13 protein-coding genes are annotated in these 18,814 nt (G+C 71.4%); 10 read left to right on the top strand and 3 right to left on the bottom strand.

Annotated elements, in window-relative coordinates:
• The first annotated feature begins 187 nt into the window (after window positions 1-187).
• Both SSP29_RS16240 and SSP29_RS16235 read left to right on the top strand, forming a co-directional pair.
• On the top strand, window positions 188-1,027 hold the full coding sequence (locus tag SSP29_RS16240) for a DUF429 domain-containing protein (RefSeq protein ID WP_089101340.1): 840 nt from the start codon (window positions 188-190) through the stop codon (window positions 1,025-1,027).
• A gap of 138 nt (window positions 1,028-1,165) precedes the next feature.
• On the top strand, window positions 1,166-1,990 hold the full coding sequence (locus SSP29_RS16235) for an SAM-dependent methyltransferase (protein WP_089101339.1): 825 nt from the start codon (window positions 1,166-1,168) through the stop codon (window positions 1,988-1,990).
• A 31-nt stretch (window positions 1,991-2,021) separates the two neighbouring features.
• On the opposite strand, the gene SSP29_RS16230 is transcribed toward SSP29_RS16235, so the two are convergent.
• From SSP29_RS16230 to SSP29_RS16220, 3 genes are read right to left on the bottom strand one after another with little or no spacing between them, the layout of a single operon-like run.
• Entirely contained in the window at window positions 2,022-4,325 is a 2,304-nt protein-coding gene (locus SSP29_RS16230) for an ABC transporter permease (RefSeq protein ID WP_089101338.1), read from the bottom strand.
• Between the two features lie 47 nt (window positions 4,326-4,372).
• Window positions 4,373-5,152: an ABC transporter ATP-binding protein gene (locus SSP29_RS16225; protein ID WP_089101337.1), complete on the bottom strand. Its 780-nt coding sequence runs from the start codon at window positions 5,150-5,152 to the stop codon at window positions 4,373-4,375.
• Window positions 5,149-5,664, bottom strand: a complete 516-nt coding sequence (locus SSP29_RS16220; protein ID WP_089101336.1) for a PadR family transcriptional regulator — start codon at window positions 5,662-5,664, stop codon at window positions 5,149-5,151. The genes SSP29_RS16225 and SSP29_RS16220 overlap by 4 nt, the downstream gene beginning before the upstream one ends.
• Before the next feature lie 126 nt (window positions 5,665-5,790).
• Between SSP29_RS16220 and SSP29_RS16215 the strand changes: the two genes are divergently transcribed.
• The 8 genes from SSP29_RS16215 to SSP29_RS16180 all read left to right on the top strand — a co-directional run bounded on the left by SSP29_RS16215 (window position 5,791) and on the right by SSP29_RS16180 (window position 18,650).
• Entirely contained in the window at window positions 5,791-7,062 is a 1,272-nt protein-coding gene (locus tag SSP29_RS16215; protein ID WP_089101335.1) for an ABC transporter substrate-binding protein, read from the top strand.
• Between the two features lie 145 nt (window positions 7,063-7,207).
• Window positions 7,208-8,899 (top strand): glycoside hydrolase family 13 protein, encoded by a 1,692-nt coding sequence (locus tag SSP29_RS16210; RefSeq protein ID WP_150134279.1) that lies wholly within the window; start codon window positions 7,208-7,210, stop codon window positions 8,897-8,899.
• 44 nt (window positions 8,900-8,943) lie between these two features.
• The gene (locus SSP29_RS16205) at window positions 8,944-10,275 is read left to right on the top strand and encodes an ABC transporter substrate-binding protein (protein WP_089101334.1); all 1,332 of its coding nucleotides are present in this window, start codon (window positions 8,944-8,946) and stop codon (window positions 10,273-10,275) included.
• Window positions 10,276-10,280: 5 nt separating this feature from the next.
• On the top strand, window positions 10,281-11,645 hold the full coding sequence (locus SSP29_RS16200) for an ABC transporter permease (protein WP_089101333.1): 1,365 nt from the start codon (window positions 10,281-10,283) through the stop codon (window positions 11,643-11,645).
• Window positions 11,642-12,481, top strand: coding sequence for a carbohydrate ABC transporter permease (locus SSP29_RS16195; protein WP_089101332.1), 840 nt, complete (start codon window positions 11,642-11,644; stop codon window positions 12,479-12,481). Before SSP29_RS16200 ends, SSP29_RS16195 begins: the two co-directional genes overlap by 4 nt.
• Before the next feature lie 129 nt (window positions 12,482-12,610).
• Window positions 12,611-13,132, top strand: coding sequence for a nuclear transport factor 2 family protein (locus SSP29_RS16190; RefSeq protein ID WP_089101331.1), 522 nt, complete (start codon window positions 12,611-12,613; stop codon window positions 13,130-13,132).
• 204 nt (window positions 13,133-13,336) lie between these two features.
• Window positions 13,337-15,670, top strand: coding sequence for an FdhF/YdeP family oxidoreductase (locus tag SSP29_RS16185; protein ID WP_245883111.1), 2,334 nt, complete (start codon window positions 13,337-13,339; stop codon window positions 15,668-15,670).
• 202 nt (window positions 15,671-15,872) lie between these two features.
• Window positions 15,873-18,650 (top strand): ATP-binding protein, encoded by a 2,778-nt coding sequence (locus SSP29_RS16180; RefSeq protein ID WP_167449924.1) that lies wholly within the window; start codon window positions 15,873-15,875, stop codon window positions 18,648-18,650.
• Window positions 18,651-18,814 lie beyond the last annotated feature (164 nt).

The raw sequence follows: 18,814 nt of genomic DNA, 5'->3' as shown, positions 1-18,814 counted from the left end.
TTCCCGCACTTCTGTTCCTTCCCGGCTCGTCGACGACACCAGTTGAGGGGGAGGACGCCGTTCGGTTGACGAGATACAGAGGTTGGGGACCGCTCGCGATCCCGTCGGAGCGGTGCGTGCCGGCTGATCAGCGAGGAAGAAGAAGACCACGCCATGCCGGTGGCCGGTTCTCTGGTACCACGGATGCATGGGGATTGAACGGTTCATCGGCATCGACCTCGCCTGGGCGCAGAGCAGAGCCCGTACCAAGCCCAATGAGACCAGCGTAGCCACCGTCGACAGGCATGGCATCGTGATCGCATGCGGTTGGACCCGCGGACTCGAAGAGACGATGTCATGGCTGGCCAGGACAGCTGTCGACGGATCGACCCTGGCATTCGTCGACGCACCGCTGGTCGTCGACAACCCGGTTGGCCAGCGGACGTGCGAGCGGGAGGTCGGCCAGCGGTACGGCCGTTGGAAGGTGAGCGTGAACAGCACCAACCAGAGCTCTCCTCGACAGGCTGGAGTGCTGTTACGGGAATGGCTGCAGGAGTCGGGCTGGATCTACGACGACGGCAGGAGCGGACCGCCGACCGGCGGTCGGGTCTTCTCCGAGTGCTATCCGTACACGACCTTGGTCGGAGCCGCCGAACTGGGCTACGACCAGGAGGAACGCCCTACGTACAAGCGTCGGCCGGCACGAGTTCCGACGGCGAAGTGGCGAGCGGTACGGGCTGCGGAGTGCGACAGGCTGATCGCGCGCGTGGCGGGGCTGGCCGCCACCGATCCGCCCCTCCTGCTCTCCTCCCACCCGGCCTCCCGTCGGCTGCTCTCTGAGCCCTCACCCCACAAGGCGGCCGACTACAAGCATCGGGAAGATCTCATCGACGCGCTGCTCTGTGCGTGGACAGCCGCACTGTGGTCCCGGCACGGACTGGCGCGCTGCCAAGTACTTGGAGCGGACAGCCTCCTGCCTCCCGGACAGGCTCCCACCATCATCGCGCCTGCCCGCCCCGAGCAGAGGCGTGGCCGCGAAGCGAGCTGAACCCCGGTCGATCGAGGACCGCGCGTCGCTGTCCCGGCCAGCCGGAAGGAAGACATGAACTAGCAAGCGTGGAAAGGGAGTTCGCTCGTAGGATGTGCCGCGAATGATCCCGCCCCGGCCGAAGGACGTGCCCGACCCATGACCGACCACGTGATAACGCCCGACCCGGCCGAGCAGCAGAAGATCGACACGACGGTGCCGCACTCCGCCCGGATCTGGAACTACTGGCTCGGTGGCAAGGACAACTACGCCGTCGACCAAGCGGCCGGTGACGCGTACACCGAGGTGTTCCCGGGGATCGTCACCATCGCCCGGTCCAGCCGGGCCTTCCTGCGGCGGAACATCGCGTATCTCGTGGCCGAGGCGGGTATCCGGCAGTTCCTGGATGTCGGTACCGGGCTTCCTACCGCGCAGAACACCCACGAGGTCGCTCAGGGGCTCGCTCCCGAGGCTCGGATCGTGTACGTCGACAACGATCCGATGGTGCTCGCGCACGCCCGCACGCTCCTCTACTCCAGCAAGGAGGGGGCGACCGCGTACATCGACGCCAACGTGACGGACCCGGGGCGCATTCTGGAGGTCGCCGCCAAGACGTTGGACTTCGGTCGTCCCACCGCGCTCATTCTCAGCAACATCCTGGGGCACGTCGCCGACCACGACCAGGCCCGTTCCATTGTCGCCACGCTGATGGAAGCGCTGCCCTCGGGCAGTTACCTCTCCATCAACGACGGGTCGCGTGGCATCGACCCCGTCTTCGAGCAGGCCCAGGACGCCTACAACAACAGCGGTGCCGTGCCGTACAACCTGCGCAGCATTGATGAGATCACCATGTTTTTCGAGGGGCTGGAGCTCGTCGAACCCGGTGTCGTGTCGGTGACGGAGTGGCGGCCGGAGGCTGGTGAGGGCGGTTCGGGCACTCAGGAGGTCGTTGCCGAGCATGGTGGGCTTGCGCGGAAGCCGTAACGTGCGGAAGCCGTAACGCTAGGAGTGCGGCTCAGGCCACCGCGCTCAGCGTGTCCGTCAGGCGGCGGCGGGCCGCTCGGGTTGCCGGGAGGGCGGACAGGGCCGCCGCGCCGACGACCGCCGCCGTGCCGAACGCGGCCAGCAGTACCAGCGGCGGGCCCTGTGCGATGCCCGCGCCGATGCCGCTCGATCTGCCCTGGGTGTTGATCAGCCAGTGGGCGAGGGGGGTGCCGAGGGCCGTGCCCGCCAGGGCCGCGGCCAGAGCTGTGCAGCCGGTGGCCGTGACGGTGATCGCCGTGATCTGGCGGGGGGAGAGGCCTATGGCCTTGAGGGCGAGCAGGTCGCGTTCGCCCTCGCGTACCGTGCCGCCGATGGTGGTGAGGAGTTCGATCAGGCCGATCAGGGCGAGGACGGCGATCACGCCGGCCGCCACTCCGCGCAGGGGGGAGAGGCCGTCCGCCGGGTTGGTCACGGTGTGCACGTCCAGGCGGCCGTGGCCGGCGGTGGTCAGGCGGTGGGCGGCCTGGCTTACGTCGGTGCCGGGGCGCAGTCGGACCTGGTAGAGGGTGGGCGTGAGCGTGGGGTCGTTCTCGCGCAGGGTGTCCAGGGACGTGGAGATGACCCGGCCGGCGTTCTCCGTCTCGATGCTGCGGCCGACGATGTGCAGGATCTGCGGCTGGTTGCTGACGGTCATCCGTACCCAGTCGCCGACGCGCACGTCCAGCAGGTCGAGCAGGCCCTGGCCGGCCACCGCCTCGTCGGCGCCGCGGGCGGGACGGCCTTCGGCGAGTGCGTACGGGTAGGGGGCCTGGTGGGTGCCGAAGCCGCGCAGGGCGATCGTGGCCGTCTGGCCCGGGACCAGTGCGGCCACCTCTACGCCCGGGTAGGCGGCGGCGACCTGTGGGTCGCGGGCCAGCAGGGCGCGGGTGTCCCGGTCGTCGAGGCCCGCGTCCGCGTGGACGGTGAGCGCGGCCGGGAGGCCGATCCGGCCGGGTTCGCTGTGGAAGCGGCTGATCGTGGTCCACGCGCTCATCGCCACGACGATGAGGAGGAGGGGGAGGGCCAGACGCGCCACTGTCGTCAGTGAGCGTGTGCGGCGGGCGAAGGCGGTGTGCCAGCCCAGGACCAGTGCGGGGGGTACCCGCAGGCCCAGGGCGCGGCGGGCAAGGGCCGAGAGCCGCGCGCCCGCCTGCGGGGTGGCGGCGCCGCCCCGGACCGAGGGGAGGGGTGTCGGTACCGGTGGGACGCGGCCCGCGCGCCAGGCTGCCAGGCCTGTGGTTGCGGCTATGAACAGGACCGCGCCGGCCGGGATCGCCACGAGTGTCACCGCGTGACCGGGCAGGCTCTGCCAGAGGGCGATCGCGTCGCCGAGGCGGCCGGGGAGTCTGCTGCCCAGGGATCGCGTCAGGGCGGCTGCGGTCACCGCGCCGAGGAGTGCGTAGGCGATGTGCTGGAGGAGGAAGACGCGGACCACCTGGTCCGGGGTGAAGCCGATGGCTTTGAGGATGGAGATGTCGCGGAGGTGGCCGCGGATGCGGGTGGTGATCGCGCCGTGGACCGCCAGGCCCGCGGCTATCAGTGCGCCCAGGCCGAACAGGCCCAGTACCTGGCCGAGCAGCCGGTTGTCGCCCTGTGCCTCGGCGCGCGCCTGCTGCCAGGTGGCGACCTCGCCGATCACGCCGGCGCCCAGGACGGTCACGGCGCGCTGCACGGCGTAGTCCGTGTCGTCGGGGTTGGTCAGGCGCAGGCCGATGACCTGGCCGTTCGGGGTGTGGACGACTGAGGGAGGGGCCCAGACCAGGCCGGGCTGCTCGTCCGGGTCGTAGCGCGGCTCGGCGCTGTCGGCGATGCCGAGTACGGTCACCGTCCGGGCGGTGCCCAGCAGGGTGAGCGTGTCGCCGGGCTCGGCGAGCAGGGCGCGGGCCAGATGGCTCTCCAGGACCACGCCGTCGGGGCTCGCCGGGTCGAGCCAGTGGCCGGAGAGGAGGAGCGGGCGGGCGATCGTGAGGTGCTGGGGGGTGGCGCGGAGTTCCACGGCGGCTCGGGTGCCGTGGGAGGTGAGGGTGGTGGTCTCGGTGGCGTACGGGCCGGCCTCGGATTCGACGCCGTCCAGCCCGGTGAGCTTCGACAGCTGTGCGGACCGGGAGGTGTGCAGCCATACGTGGGCGCCGCGGCTCTGCTCGAAGACGCGCTGCCAGGGGTTGGTGGCGTAGCCGAACAGGGCTGTTGCGAGGAGCAGGGAGAGGACGATTCCTACCGTGGCCAGGACCAGGAACAGCGCCTCGCCGCGGTGTGTGCGCAGATCGGAGTGTGCCCAGCGCAAGGTCGCCCGCATACGGCTCAGCCCCTTCGGGGGACGTCGTACGTCCGCATGTCGGTCCGTCAGTCCGTCAGTTCCAGCACGCCGGATATCCCGGTGCCGCGGGTGGGCATGCCGTCCAGTTCCGCGTCGTCGGCTATCCGGCCGTCGAAGAAGCTGATCACCCGGTCCGCGGCGCTGGCCAGCCGGGCGTCATGGGTGACCAGCAGGATCGTCTGGCCGCGGCCGTGGAAGCGGGAAAGGAGTCGCATCACCTCGCGGGTGCCCTTGCTGTCCAGGCTGCCCGCGGGTTCGTCGGCGAGGAGGAGCGGGGGGTGGTTGACCAGGGCGCGGGCGAGCGCGACCCGCTGTTGTTCGCCGCCGGACAGTTCGCCGGGCAGGCTGCGGTCCTTGCCGTCGAGGCCCAGTTCGGCCAGGAGTTCGATGCGTTTGGCGCGCGCCTGCTTCGGGGGGACACCGGCGAGCAGTGCGGGCAGCTCCACGTTGTCGGCGACCGACAGGTTCGACACCAGGTTGAAGAACTGGAAGACGATCCCGATCCGCTTGCGGCGCTCCACGGCCCAGCGGGCCTCGCTCCAGTCGTCCGCGCGGGTGCCGTCCAGCCAGACGCTGCCGGCGTCCGGCCGCTGGAGTCCGCCCAGCAGGTGCAGCAGCGTCGACTTGCCGGCCCCGGACGGACCGGTGACGGCGACGAACTCGCCCGGCCGCAGGGCGAGGTCCACCCCGCGTACGGCACGGGCCGAGGCGCCCTCGCCGTGGTGTGTCTTGACCAGGCCCTCGGCGCGCAGCACAGGAGTGGCCGGGCCCTCGGCGCGCGGCGCAGGAGCGGGAGTCTCGCTCATTCCAACTCCTCCAGTTCCTCCTGGCACCGTTCCAGCCAGTCCAGGTCGGCCTGCAGGTGCAGCATCGCGCCCTCGATCAGCAGGTGGGCGATCCGGTTGTCGCGGTTCTCGGCGGCGGCCAGCTTCGACAGGCTGCGCATGGTGGTCAGGTACTGCCGACGCTGCCGGTTGATCAGGGCGATCTGGTCGGCGAGTCCGGTCCGCGGAGCGAGCGCCAGCTTCATGAAGAACTCGTCCCGCACCCGGGGCTCGTCCTCGGGTTTCTCGAACCAGGCGCGGAGTTCGTCCTGCCCGGCCTCGGTGAGGTGGTAGACCTTCTTGTTGGGACGGCTGGACTGCTCGACGTCCTCGCCCTCGATCAGCCCCTGCTTCTCCAGGCGGCCCAGGGTCACGTAGACCTGGCCGATGTTCGGCTGAGGGTACGCGGAGCCCAGCAGTTGCTCAAGGTCCTGCTTCAGCTCGTAGCCGTGGGCCGGACCGCGCGCGAGGAGTGCCAGGAGGGGCAGGCGCACGTGTGCAGTCCTCCTGTCTACCGATTGTGCTCCGCACCCTAGTATCGCCCATACCTAACAGGTATACATGGCCTCCGACTCGGGGTGAAGGTGCCCCGTGCGGTCGCGGTGCACAGGGAGGAACCTATGCGGTGGTTGCGTGCCGCGGGTAGGGGCCTCCTCGCTCTCGTCGTGGTCATGACCGGATACGTCGCCTCCGGCGCACACTCCGGACAGGGGGCCGGCGGGGGGCGCGGCCCGCTGACCGTGGCCACCGCCGGGGACCTCACGGGCTACCTCGGCCCGCTCCTGGAGGGCTGGAACCGCACCCACCCGGGCGAGCGGGTCACCCTCGTCGAACTCCCCGACTCCGCCGACGAGGCCCATGCGCAGATGGTCACCGACCTGCGCGGCGGCGACCGCAGCCGGTTCGACGTCCTCAACATCGACGTCGCCTGGACCTCGGAGTTCGCCGCGGCGGGCTGGATCCGGCCGCTGCCCCGCGACCGCTTCCCGCTGAGCACCTTCCTGCCGAGGGTCGTCGACACGGCGACCTACGACGGACGGCTGTACGCGGTCCCGTACGTCACCAACGCCGGCCTGCTCCTGTACCGCGCGGACATCCTCGCCAAGGAGGGGGTGCGCCCGCCGCGCACCTGGGCCGAGCTGGAGCAGGACGCGAAGACCATCGCGCCGAAGTACGGACTCGGCGGCTACGCGGGCCAGTTTCTGCCCTACGAGGGGCTCACCGTGAACGCCGCCGAGGCCGTCTACTCGGCCGGCGGAACCATCCTCGGGGACGAGGGCGCCAAGGTCACCGTCGACTCCGCGGCGGCCCGCGAGGGCATCGGGTTCCTCACCCGCGGGGTGCGGGAGGGCTGGATCCCGAAGGCCGCGCTGACGTACACGGAGGAGGAGTCCAAGCAGGCCTTCCAGGACGGCCACCTGCTCTTCCTGCGCAACTGGCCGTACGCGTACGTCGGCGCCTCGGCCCGGGGCTCCGCGGTCGCCGGCAAGATCGGTGCCGTACCGCTGCCCGGGCCCGACGGGCCGGGGACCAGTGTCCTCGGCGGCTCCAACCTGGCCGTCAACACGCATGCCCGGCACCCCGACTCGGCCGCGCGGCTGATCGCGTACCTCACCAGCGCGCCCGTGCAGCGCCAGGTCCTCACCCGCGGCGCCCTGCCGCCGGTGCGCGCCGCGCTGTACGACGACCCCGCGCTGATCCGGGAGTTCCCCTATCTGCCGACGCTGCGGGCCAGCGTGCAGGCGGCCCGGCCGCGCCCCAAGAGCCCGCGCTACGACCAGGTCAGCCTGGTGGTGCAGGCCGTCGTGCACGACGCGATGACCGGGCACGAGACGCCCGCGGCGGCGGTGCGCCGACTGGCACGGGAACTGGCCGCCCTCTCCGATCGATAGATACCTGCCGCTAGTTACTTGTTAGGTAACGCGACGGTCTCTTCTGTGTCCTTCGAGGGGCAATATTTCCTGACATGGCCGCCCAACTTGGCAGTAGCTTCTGCTCTACTCGTTGACACCCTCTCGACACGCCTACTTAACATGCATGCATAACTGCTGCCCTTCGCAGAGACAGGTCAACGGGTTGAACAACGTGTTGAACCGGCACCCTTGGTGGCGTGACGCAGTGATCTACCAGGTGTACGTCCGCAGCTTCCTGGACAGCACCGGCGACGGCATCGGCGATCTGGCCGGCGTCCGGGCCGGGCTGCCGTACCTGAAGAAGCTCGGTGTCGACGGGATCTGGCTGAGCCCCTTCTATCCCTCGCCGCAGCACGACCACGGCTACGACGTGGCCGGCTACTGCGACGTGGACCCGCTCTTCGGCGACCTCGCCGAGTTCGACCTGCTGACGGCGGCCGCCCGGCGGCTCGGCATGAAGGTGCTGCTGGACATCGTCCCCAACCACTGCTCCGACGAGCACCCGTGGTTCCGGCAGGCCCTCGCCGCCGCACCCGGCAGCCGGGAGCGCGGCCGCTTCCACTTCGCCGACGGCCGGGGTCCCGACGGCTCCGAACCGCCCAACAACTGGCACTCCATGTTCGGCGGCCCGGCCTGGACCCGGGTCACCGAGGCGGACGGCCGGCCCGGGCAGTGGTACCTGCACATGTTCGCGCCCGAGCAGCCCGACTGGAACTGGCGCACCCCCGAGGTCGCCGCCGAGTTCGACCAGGTGCTCCGCTTCTGGCTGGACCGGGGCGTCGACGGTTTCCGTGTCGACGTCGCCGCCGGCCTCTTCAAGCACCCCGAACTGCCCGACTCCCCGGACCCGGAGGCCGACGCCCGCACCCGTGACTCGGTCAACCCCCTCGCCTGGAACCAGCCCGAGGTGCACGACGTCTGGCGGCACTGGCGCGCGGTGTGCGAGGAGTACACGGCACGCGACGGGCGCGAACGCCTCCTCGTCGGCGAGGTGTCGGTGCCCACCGCCCGCGACCACGCGCTGTACGTCCGCCCCGACGAGCTCCACCAGGCCTTCTTCTTCGACCTGCTGAGCGCGCCGTGGAACGCCGACGCCTTCCGCAAGGTCATCGGCGAGGCCATGCAGGACATCGCCGGCACCGGCTCCACGGTCACCTGGGTCCTCAACAACCACGACCAGGTCCGCACGGTCACCCGCTACGGCGAACCCACCCCCGAGGGCAGCGGACTCGGCGCCGCCCGCGCCCGCGCCGCCGCCCTGCTGATGCTGGCGCTGCCCGGCGCCGCCTACATCTACCAGGGCGAGGAACTGGGCCTGCCCGAGGTCGTCGACCTGCCCGACGACGTGCTCACCGACCCGATCTTCCGGCGCACCGGCAGCCGGGCCCGGATCCGCGACGGCTGCCGGGTCCCGCTTCCGTGGTCGGGCCAGGCCTCCCCGTTCGGCTTCACCTCCGGCGCCGAGGGGGCCCGGCCCTGGCTGCCGCAGCCCGACTACTTCGCCGAGTACGCCACCGACCGCGCCCTCGCCGACACCCGCTCCTTCTGGCACCTGTACCGCGACGGACTCCAACTCAGGTCCCGGCTGCCCCAGTTGGGAGACGGCGCGCTGGAGTGGCTGGACACCCCGCCCGGCGTCCTCGGCTTCGTCCGCGGCGACGGCCTGAACCGCGGCGACGGCCTGGTCTGCGCCGTCAACTTCGGTACGGCGCCCACCCCCGCCCCCGTCTCCGGCACCCCCCTGCTCGCCAGCGGCCCCTGCCCCGCCGGAGTACTGCCCGGCTCCACCGCCGCCTGGTGGATCAACGACCTCTGACCCCGCCCCCGTTCAACTCGTGCTTTTCCGAAGGGACATCAACGATGATGCGACGACGTACCACCCTTCTCACCGGCTGCACCGCCCTCGTCCTCGCGCTCGGCGCCACCGCCTGCGGAGGCAGCGGCGGCCCGGTCTCGGCCGGCGGCGGCGACAAGGCGCTCAGCGGCCAGACCGTCACCGTGGCCGGCGTCTGGTCCGGCGACGAACTGAAGAGCTTCCAGAAGGTCCTCGACGCGTTCAGCGCGAAGACCGGCGCCAAGACCCAGTTCGTCTCCACCGGCGACAACGTCTCCACCGTCATCGGCAGCAAGATCGAGGGCGGCAACGCCCCCGACGTCGTCATGGTCCCGCAGGTCGGCGTGCTCCAGCAGTTCGCGAAGAGCGGCTGGCTCAAGCCGCTCTCCAAGACCACCCAGCAGTCCGTGGACAGCAACTTCGCGCCGGTCTGGAAGAACTACGGCAGCGTCGGCGGCACTCTCTACGGCCTCTACTTCAAGGCCGCCGACAAGTCCACCGTCTGGTACAGCCCCGACGCCCTCGACCAGGCCGGCGTCAAGCCGCCCACCACCTGGGCCGACCTGCTGAAGGCCGGGCACACCGTCTCCGACTCGGGGCTCGCCGCCTTCTCCATAGGCGGCGAGGACGGCTGGACCCTCACCGACTGGTTCGAGAACATCTACCTCTCCCAGGCCGGCCCCGAGAAGTACGACGCCCTCGCCGCCCACAAGCTCCCGTGGACCGACGCGTCCGTGGTCAAGGCACTCGGCACGCTCGGCACCCTCTTCAAGGACAAGCAGCTGATCGCGGGCGGCCAGAAGGAGGCCCTCAACACCGACTTCCCGGGCTCCGTCGAGAAGGTCTTCGGGCCCAAGCCGGAGGCCGCCATGGTCTACGAGGGCGACTTCGTCGCCGGGGTCGCGCACGACCAGTTCGGCAAGACGATCGGCACGGACGCCACGTTCTTCCCCTTCCCGGCCGTCGACGGCGGCACGGCGCCCGTGGTCAGCGGCGGTGACGCGGCGGTCGTCCTGAAGGCCGGCAAGAACACCACGGCCGGCATGAAGCTCCTGGAGTACCTGGCCACTCCGGAGGCCGCGGCCGTCTGGGCGAAGGAGGGCGGCTTCCTGTCCCCGAACAAGAACCTGGACCTGTCCTCCTACAGTGACGACGTCACCCGGGAGATCGCCAAGTCCCTGGTGGGCGGCGGCGACTCGGTCCGCTTCGACATGTCCGACCAGGCACCCGCGGCCTTCGGCGGCACCAAGGGCGCCGGCGAGTGGAAGATCCTCCAGGACTTCCTCGCCGACCCGTCCGACCCGAAGGCGGCCGCCGCACAGCTGGAGACCGCCGCGGCCAAGGCGTACAAGGGCTGACGGCCGTGACCGCGACTGTGGCTCCACAGACCGGACCACCCGTCACCGGGCAGGCCGAACGCGCCCGGCGGACCCGGCGCCGCGGGCGGATCATCGCCCTGCTCTTCGTCTTCCCGGCCCTGCTCCTGCTGGGCGCGCTGGTCGTCTACCCCGTGCTGTTCTCGATCGGCCGCAGCTTCTTCGACGCGTCCGGCACCCGGTTCGTCGGCGGCGACAACTACACCGAGATGTTCAGTGACCCGGCGACCCTCAAGGCCATCCGCAACACCGTGATCTGGGTGCTGGTGGCCCCCACCCTGCTCACCGGGCTCGGCCTGATCCTCGCCGTGCTGGTGGAGAAGGTGCGCTGGGCGACCGCCTTCAAGCTGCTGCTGTTCCTGCCGATGGCGGTGTCCTTCCTGGCCGCCGGCATCATCTTCCGGCTCGCCTACGACGAGGACCCGCACAAGGGCGTGCTCAACGCGGCCGTGGTCACCGTGCACAACGCGTTCAAGGGCACCGCCGAGTACCCGACCGCCCGCGCCCGCACCGGCCAGGACCTCACCGCGGAGAAGGACGGCTCGTACCGCACGGCCGCGAACCTCGGACCGGGCGACACGGTGAACCTCGGGCTGGTGGGCGTCGCACCGAAGGACCTGCCGGGCGGTGCGCGGCCCGCCTACCCGGCGGCGCAGCGCCGGGCCGCGGCCGGTGAACTGAGCGGGGTGGTCTACCTGGACTTCACCCCGGGCGGCGGCGGCAGACCCGGTGTGGTCGACCGCAAGGAGAGCGGGCTGCCGCGGATGAAGGTCGAGGCGGTGCGCGCCGACGACGGCAAGACGGTCGCGAGCACCAGCACCGCGGCCGACGGCTCCTTCCGCTTCACGGGACTGGCGGCCGGCTCCTACGGGGTCGAGCTGCCCGCCTCCAACTTCGCCCAGCCCTACCAGGGCGTCTCCTGGCTCGGACCCGCCCTCGTCACACCCGCCATCATCGGGGCCTACCTGTGGATCTGGACCGGGTTCGCGATGGTGCTGATCGGCGCCGGGCTGGCCGCTCTGCCCCGGGACGCCCTTGAGGCCGCCCGGATGGACGGCGCGAACGAGTGGCAGATCTTCCGGCGCATCACCGTGCCGCTGCTGGCGCCGGTGCTCACCGTGGTGTTCGTGACCCTCGTCATCAACGTGATGAAGGTCTTCGACCTCGTCTACATCATCGCGCCGGGGCCGGTGCAGGAGGACGCGACCGTCCTCGCGACCCAGATGTGGCTGGTGTCCTTCGGCGGCGGCAACAACCAGGGGCTCGGCAGCGCGCTCGGCGTGCTGCTGCTGGTCCTGGTGATCCCGGCCATGGCCTTCAACGTCCGGCGCTTCCGGAGGAGTCAGCGATGAACGTGATCAGGCGCGGCCTGGGCAACGCCGTGGTGCAGGCCTTCCTCGTGGTGGTCGGGCTGGTCTGGCTCACCCCCCTCGCCGGGCTGCTGCTGTCCTCGCTGCGGTCCTCGCAGGACTCGGCGAGCAGCGGCTGGTGGACGGCGTTCACCAGTCCCGGGCAGCTGTCCTTCGACAACTACTCGGCCCTGCTGAAGAACTCGGGCATGACCCAGGCCTTCTGGAACACCGTGCTGATCTCGGTACCGGCGACCACGCTGGTGGTCGTGGTGGCGGCGCTGGCCGGATACGCCTTCGCCTGGCTGGACTTCCCGGGCCGTGAACCCGTGTTCCTGCTGGTGGTCGCCCTGTTGGTGGTACCGGTGCAGATCGGCCTGCTGCCCGTCGCCAAACTCTTCGGGCAACTGGGCCTGTTCGGCACGATTCCCGGTGTGGTGCTGTTCCACGTGGCGTACGGACTGCCGTTCGCGGTGTTCCTGCTGCGGAACTACTTCGCCGAGATGCCCAAGGAGATGCTGGAGGCCGCCCGGATGGACGGCGGCAGCGAGTGGCGGATCTTCACCCGCCTTGTGCTTCCGGTGGGGCGGCCGGCGATCGCCAGCCTCGCCATCTTCCAGTTCCTGTGGGTCTGGAACGACATGCTGGTGGCCCTGCTGTTCGCGGACAGCTCCTCGCAGCCGCTGACCGTCGAACTCCAGTCGCAGATCAGGCAGTTCGGCAGCAACATCGACGTGCTGGCGCCGGGCGCGTTCCTGTCCCTCGTGGTGCCCGTGGTGGTGTTCTTCGCCTTCCAGCGGCACTTCGTGCAGGGCGTGATGGCGGGGTCGGTCAAATAGCCCGGAGAGGCTCCCCTTCGGGCGGAGCCTCTTCCCCTTCGGTCGGCTACCCGCGTCACGTTCACGGCGCCATGGCCGCCCGCTGCTACACAGGCGGCACAATCCGCCGCACGAGCAACGGAGTTCGGCATGGCCATCCGCTCCACCAGAAGAGGACTCTTCCGGGCCGCCGGGGGTGCTTCCCTCGGCGTCATCGGGTTAGGGACGGCCGGGGGGCCCGCCTCGGCGGCGCCGTCGCTCCCGGAGACCGGCGGCGCGCTGGAACCGGGCCCGGGAACCGCCCTCGTCCAGCGGTTCTGTGCCGCGTGGTCGAACCTGGACGCCGCCGAACTGGCCGCCTTCTTCGCCCAGGACGCCACCTACCAGAACGTTCCCCTGCCGGGTGTCATCACGGGACGCGACGCGATCCAGCAGGCCCTCGCGGAGCAGATCCGGATTCTCCGGTACACCACCCTCCACATCCAGAAGGCCGTTTCCTGGCGGAACACGGTCATCGCGATACGCGTCGACTCGTACCGCTACACGAACGCCGACCACGACGTCGACCTCCCGATCGTCGGTGTCTTCGAGCTGACGCCGGACTTCCGGCAGTTCACCTCCTGGGTGGACTACTTCGACCTCGGCCAGTCGGAGTTCGGGACCGCCACCTGACCCCTCCCGAGGGCCGGCCGCTCCGCCGTCCCGCGGCAGTCGTGACGCGGCCTTCACACAGAGTGATACGCGCCTGTCGTGCGCCTCTCGCGGCTCGTCCGGCCTCTCCCGGCTCGCCTCGCCTCCCCTGATCGGCGTGCCTAGCATGGGAAGGACGCCGTCGGGCCCGGCGGTGTGCGCTCTCGACGGTGAAGGGTGAGAGCCGTGAGCACCTCCCACGACGAGCAGAAGCGGCTGCGACGCAACGAGGGGGAGCAGGTCGGGCCCCGGCCGGAGGGCGAGCCGTTCTTCCACCCGTATCACCATCCCGCCGCCGGCTGGGGCGCCGCCAAGAGCGTGAGCAAGTTCCTGCTGCGGGAGCGGGCGCTCGTCGAGGGGCCCCGCGCGATCATGAAGATGAATCACGAGGGCGAGGGGTTCGACTGTCCGGGGTGCGCGTGGCCCGACGACATGAAGGGGCTGCGGCTCGATCTCTGTGAGAACGGGGTCAAGCACGTCACCTGGGAGATGACCCGGAAGCGGGTCGGGCGGGAGTTCTTCGCCGCCCACTCCGTCGGCGAGCTGTCCGAGTGGAGCGACTTCGCGCTGGAGGACCAGGGGCGGCTGACCGAGCCCATGGTGTACGACGCCGAGTCGGACCACTACCGGCCGATCAGCTGGTGTGACGCGTTCGCGCTGGTCGGGCAGGTGCTGCGGGGGCTGGGCGATCCGAACCGGGCGGCCTTCTACACCTCCGGGCGGCTCGGCAACGAGGCCACCTTCCTGTACCAGCTCATGGCCCGCGAACTCGGTACCAACAACCTGCCGGACTGCTCCAACATGTGCCACGAGGCCAGCGGGCGGGCCCTCGCCGCCTCGCTGGGCACCGGCAAGGGCACCGTCGACCTCCAGGACTGGGACGCCACGGACGCCCTCTTCATCATGGGCGTGAACGCCGCGTCGAACGCGCCCCGGATGCTCACCGCCCTCTCTGACGCCTACCGGCGCGGCGCCCAGATCGTGCACGTCAATCCGCTGATCGAGGCGGCGTCGCGGCGGGCGATCATCCCGCACGACTTCGTGGACATGGCCTCTCTCCACTCCACCCGCACCGGCACCCTCGACCTCCAGGTGCGCGTCGGCGGTGACATGGCGCTGCTGCGGGGGATCGCCAAGGCCGTCCTCGACCAGGCCACGTCGGATCCCAAGGCACTCGACCAGGAGTTCATCGACCGGTACACCAGCGGCTTCGAGGACTACCGGAAGCTGTGCGAGGCCACGCCCTGGGAGGAGATCGAGCGGCAGTCCGGGATCGGCCGGGCCGACATTCTGCGCGCGGCCCGGGTATACCGGGACGCCGACCGCTCCATCGTCTGCTGGTGCCTCGGTGTCAGTCAGCACGAGCACGGGGTCGACACCGTGCGGGAGATCGTCAATGTGCTCCTGCTGCGCGGCAACCTCGGACGGGAGGGCGCCGGTCCCTCGCCGGTGCGCGGGCACAGCAACGTGCAGGGGAACCGTACGTGCGGCATCGACCACCGGCCCGAGCCGCAGTTCCTGGACCGGCTGGCCGAGGTGTGCGGGATCGATCCGCCCCGCGAGCACGGGCTCGACACCGTCGGCACCATCCGGGCGATGCAACGCGGCGACGTCAGGGTCTTCGTCGGCATGGGCGGCAACTTCGCCCTCGCCGCGCCCGACACCCGGGCCACCTACGAGGCCCTGCGCTCCTGCGAACTCACCGTCCAGGTGAGCACCAAGCTCAACCGCAGCCACCTGGTCCACGGCCGGCAGGCGCTGATCCTGCCCTGCCTCGGCCGTACCGAGAAGGACCACCAGCGCTGCGGCGTCCAGAGCAGCTCGGTCGAGGACTCGATGAGCATGGTGCATCTGTCGGTCGGCATGAAGAAGCCGGCTTCCGGGCACCTGCTGTCCGAGCCCGCCGTCATCGCCGGTATCGCCCGAGCGGCGCTCCCCGACAGCCGTACGCCCTGGGCCTGGTACGTCGAGGACTACGACCGGATCCGCGACACCATGGCGCAGGTCCTGGACGGCTTCGAGGACTTCAACCGGCGGGTACGGCTGCCGCTGGGGTTCCGGATCCGGCAGCCCGCGCGGGAACTCGTCTTCCGTACCCCCTCCGGGCGCGCCGAGTTCTCCTCGGCGCCGCTGCCCGACGTCGTACCCGCGCCCGGCACCCTGGCGCTCGGCACCATGCGCTCGCACGACCAGTGGAACACCACCATCTACTCCGACGACGACCGCTACCGGGGGATCAGGAACCTGCGCACCCTCGTCTTCATGAACGCGGCCGACATGCGCGAACGCGGCATCGAGGAGTTCGACCCGGTCGACATCACCAGTACCGCCAAGGACGGCAGCACCCGGGTCCTGAACGGCTTCCTCGCCGTTCCGTACGACCTGCCCCGCGGCTGCGCGGCCGGGTACATGCCCGAGATGAACGTGCTGATCGCCCTGTGCGACTACAGCGAACAGAGCGACCAGCCGCTGATGAAGCACATCCGGGCGACGATCGGCCGGTCCGCCGCCACCTCCTGAGGGCCGCCGCCACCTCCTGGGGGCCGTCGGCCCGGCCCCGGGCTCCGCGGGCGCCGCGGACCGGACGGCACGCGCCCGTCCGCGACGACGGACGAGACGACGGACGAGACGACGGACGAGACGACGAACGATGAGGGCGATCGGCATCCCGTCCCGCATCATGGGACATCCCTGCCCGCACCCCTTCGTCAGGAGCCCGCGCATGACCGACGGCCGGGCCGCCGAGCACTTTGCCCACAGCGAAGAGCCTCTGCTCGGACGCGAGGCCGACCTGGAGCGGCTGGACGGCTTCCTCGCCGGGATCCCGCGGCAGGGCGGCTCGCTGGTGGTGCTGGGGGACCCGGGGGCCGGGAAGAGCGCGCTGCTTGCCGAGGCCGTCCGCCGGGGCGAGGCCGCGGGGCTGCGGGTGCTGCAGGCCGCGGGGGTGCAGTACCGGGCGCAGACCGGTTACGGCGCGCTGCAGCAGTTGCTGACGTCGGCGCCGGAGATCCAGTCGAGGGCGGCGCGGAGCCCCGTCCTCGCCGGGGCCCTCGGCTTCGAGCGGGGCACGGCGCCCGGGCCCGACGCGGTCACCGAGGCCGTGGTGGCGCTTGCCGCGGAGCTCTCCCATGACATGCCCACGCTGCTCGTGCTGGACGACGCCCAGTGGCTGGACCGGGCCAGCGCCGTCGTCCTGGGGCAGGCGGCGCGCCGGCTCGCCGGCACCGGAACGGGGCTGGTCTGCGCGGCCCGGCCCGGTGAGGAGAGCTTCTTCGACCACAGCGGGCTGCCGTCGCACGAACTGGGCCCGCTCGGCGAGACTGCCGCCGGCGCGCTGCTCGGCCGACGGTTCCCGGAGATGGCGTCAGGGGTCCGGCGGCGGCTGATCGCCGAGGCCGAGGGCAACCCCCTGGCGCTGCTGGAACTCCCGGCCGCGCTGAGCGAGTCCCAGCGCATCGCGTCCCAGGCCCTGCCGGCCCGCATTCCGCTGACCGAACGGCTCCAGTCGACCTTCGCCGCCCGCATCAGGACACTGCCGCCCCTCACCAGGCACCTGCTGCTGGTGGCCGCGCTGGAGGGCAGCGGCAACCTGGTGGTCGTGCGCCGGGCGGGGGCCTGGGGACATGCCCTGAAGTACCTGGTCCCGGCGGAACGCGCGCGGCTCGTACGGGTCGACGAGACGGCCGGGCGGCTGGCCTTCCGGCACTCGCTCATCCGCTCGGCCGTGGTGGAGCTGTCCACCGGCGACCAGCGGCGCAACGTGCACCGCGCGCTCGCCGAAGCCTGGTACGGGGTGCCCGAGCAGCGGGCCTGGCATCTGGCGCAGGCCGCCGTCGAACCCGACGAGGGGATCGCCGAGCTGCTGGAGGAGACCGCCGAGGTCGCCGCCCATCGCGGTGACGGGCCGAACGCGGTCGCGGCCCTGGTGCGTGCCGCCGAACTGAGCCCGGCGGGCTCCGGGTACGCCCGGCGGCTGGCCAAGGCGGCGTACGTCGGCGCGAACCTCACCGGCAGCGTGCGCGACGTACCCCGGCTGCTCGACGACGCCCGGCAGGCCGCCCCGGACGCGGAGTCCCCGGCGGTCGCGGTGGCCGCCGCGCTGCACCTCCTCAACAGCTACGGCGACATCGACACCGCACACCGCCTGCTGTCCGGCGCGATCGCCCTGCAGCCCGAGCCGTACGACCTCTCCGACGTCACGCTGCTCGAAGCGCTCAGCACCCTGTTCATGGTGTGCGTGCACGCCGGCCGGTCCGAGCTGTGGGCGGACTTCGACGCGACGCTGGCGAAGTGCACCTCGGTCCCGGACACCGTGCGGCTGATGCGGGCCACCTTCGGCGACCCGGCCCGGGCCCGCCCGGCCGACTGGGCCCGGCTGGACGCCGCCGTCCGGGCGCTGCCCGGCACGCCGGACCCGGTGCGGATCGTACGGATCGCCACGGCCGGCGCCTACGCGGACCGGCTCGGCGCGATCGAGGAGCCGCTGCTGCTCACCGCCCGCGGCGGACTGCGCGGCGAGAACATCTTCCCGGCCATCCAGGCCTCGTTTCTGTGGGCCAGCCACGCCTGGTTCACCGGCCAGTGGCCGGAGCTGCGCCGGGTGGCCCACCAGGGCCTGCGCTGGTGCGAGGATCTCGACTACCCGCTGCGGTCCTGGACCGGCAAGTTCGTCCTGGCCTGTACCGCCGCGGCCTGCGGTGACTTCGAGGACGCGCGCGGGTTCGCGGACCAGATGGACCAGTGGGCCGGCTCCCGCCGGGGCCATGCCGTCCGCTGCTACGCGGCCCACGCAAGGACGCTGATCGCGCTGTCGCAGGGCGACTTCGAGGCGGCCTACCGGCATGTGTGCACGATCTCGCCGGCCGGGACGTTCGCGCCGTTCGCGGGACACGCGCTGTGGGCGATCCTGGACCTGGCGGAGGCCGCGGTGCGCACCGGCCGCCGGCAGGAGGCCGTGGAGCATGTCCGGGCGGCCCGGGACGCGGGGCTCGATGCGGTGTCACCGCGGCTGCGCATGGTGCTGCTCGGCTCCGCCGCGCTGGCCGCCGGGAGCGGTGCGGCGGCGGTCCGCGGGTTCGACCGGGCGCTGGCCGTCGAGGGCGCCGAACGCTGGCCCTTCGACCACGCCCGTATCCGGCTCTACTACGGCGAACGGCTGCGCCGCGGCAGGTCGTCGGCCCGGGCGCGTGAGCAACTCGCGGCCGCCGCCGAGGCCTTCCGGCGGCTCGGCGCCCGTCCGTGGGCCGAGCGGGCCGACGCGGAACTGCGCGCCTGCGGCGCCCCGGCGCGGGCCCGGGACCTGCCGGCGCTGACACCGCAGCAACGGGAGATCGCGAGCCTGGCGGCCGCAGGCCTGTCCAACAAGCAGATAGCGGAACGGCTCTTCCTCTCCCCCCGCACCGTCTCGACCCACCTCTACCAGGCCTTCCCCAAACTGGGCGTCACCTCCCGCGCCGCCCTGCGCGACGCACTGGAGCAACTGGAGCGACTGGACGGGTAGGCAGGGCAGGGGACACCGGGCAGGGGACACCGGGCAGGCAGCCGGGACCGGCACCCGGGTGCCTTTTCGCACCGAGTCCTTTCACCTTCGGCCAGCGGCGTGCGGGACGCCCGGGGCGTGGTCCGGGACGGCTGATATACCGGCAGGGCATCCCCCCACACGTC

The organism is Streptomyces hyaluromycini (assembly GCF_002217755.1).
GTDB lineage: Bacteria > Actinomycetota > Actinomycetes > Streptomycetales > Streptomycetaceae > Streptomyces > Streptomyces hyaluromycini.
This window is presented reverse-complemented; position numbering and strand designations above follow the sequence as displayed.

What these genes read in the sequence shown, in the direction of transcription:
- SSP29_RS16240 (WP_089101340.1), top strand. Translation starts at nt 188, where the DNA reads ATGGGGATTGAACGGTTCATCGGCATCGACCTCGCCTGGGCGCAGAGC.
- SSP29_RS16195 (WP_089101332.1), top strand. Translation starts at nt 11,642, where the DNA reads ATGAACGTGATCAGGCGCGGCCTGGGCAACGCCGTGGTGCAGGCCTTC.
- SSP29_RS16180 (WP_167449924.1), top strand. Translation starts at nt 15,873, where the DNA reads ATGACCGACGGCCGGGCCGCCGAGCACTTTGCCCACAGCGAAGAGCCT.
- SSP29_RS16205 (WP_089101334.1), top strand. Translation starts at nt 8,944, where the DNA reads ATGATGCGACGACGTACCACCCTTCTCACCGGCTGCACCGCCCTCGTC.
- SSP29_RS16225 (WP_089101337.1), bottom strand. Translation starts at nt 5,152, where the DNA reads ATGAGCGAGACTCCCGCTCCTGCGCCGCGCGCCGAGGGCCCGGCCACT.
- SSP29_RS16230 (WP_089101338.1), bottom strand. Translation starts at nt 4,325, where the DNA reads ATGCGGGCGACCTTGCGCTGGGCACACTCCGATCTGCGCACACACCGC.
- SSP29_RS16235 (WP_089101339.1), top strand. Translation starts at nt 1,166, where the DNA reads ATGACCGACCACGTGATAACGCCCGACCCGGCCGAGCAGCAGAAGATC.
- SSP29_RS16190 (WP_089101331.1), top strand. Translation starts at nt 12,611, where the DNA reads ATGGCCATCCGCTCCACCAGAAGAGGACTCTTCCGGGCCGCCGGGGGT.
- SSP29_RS16215 (WP_089101335.1), top strand. Translation starts at nt 5,791, where the DNA reads ATGCGGTGGTTGCGTGCCGCGGGTAGGGGCCTCCTCGCTCTCGTCGTG.
- SSP29_RS16210 (WP_150134279.1), top strand. Translation starts at nt 7,208, where the DNA reads ATGCATAACTGCTGCCCTTCGCAGAGACAGGTCAACGGGTTGAACAAC.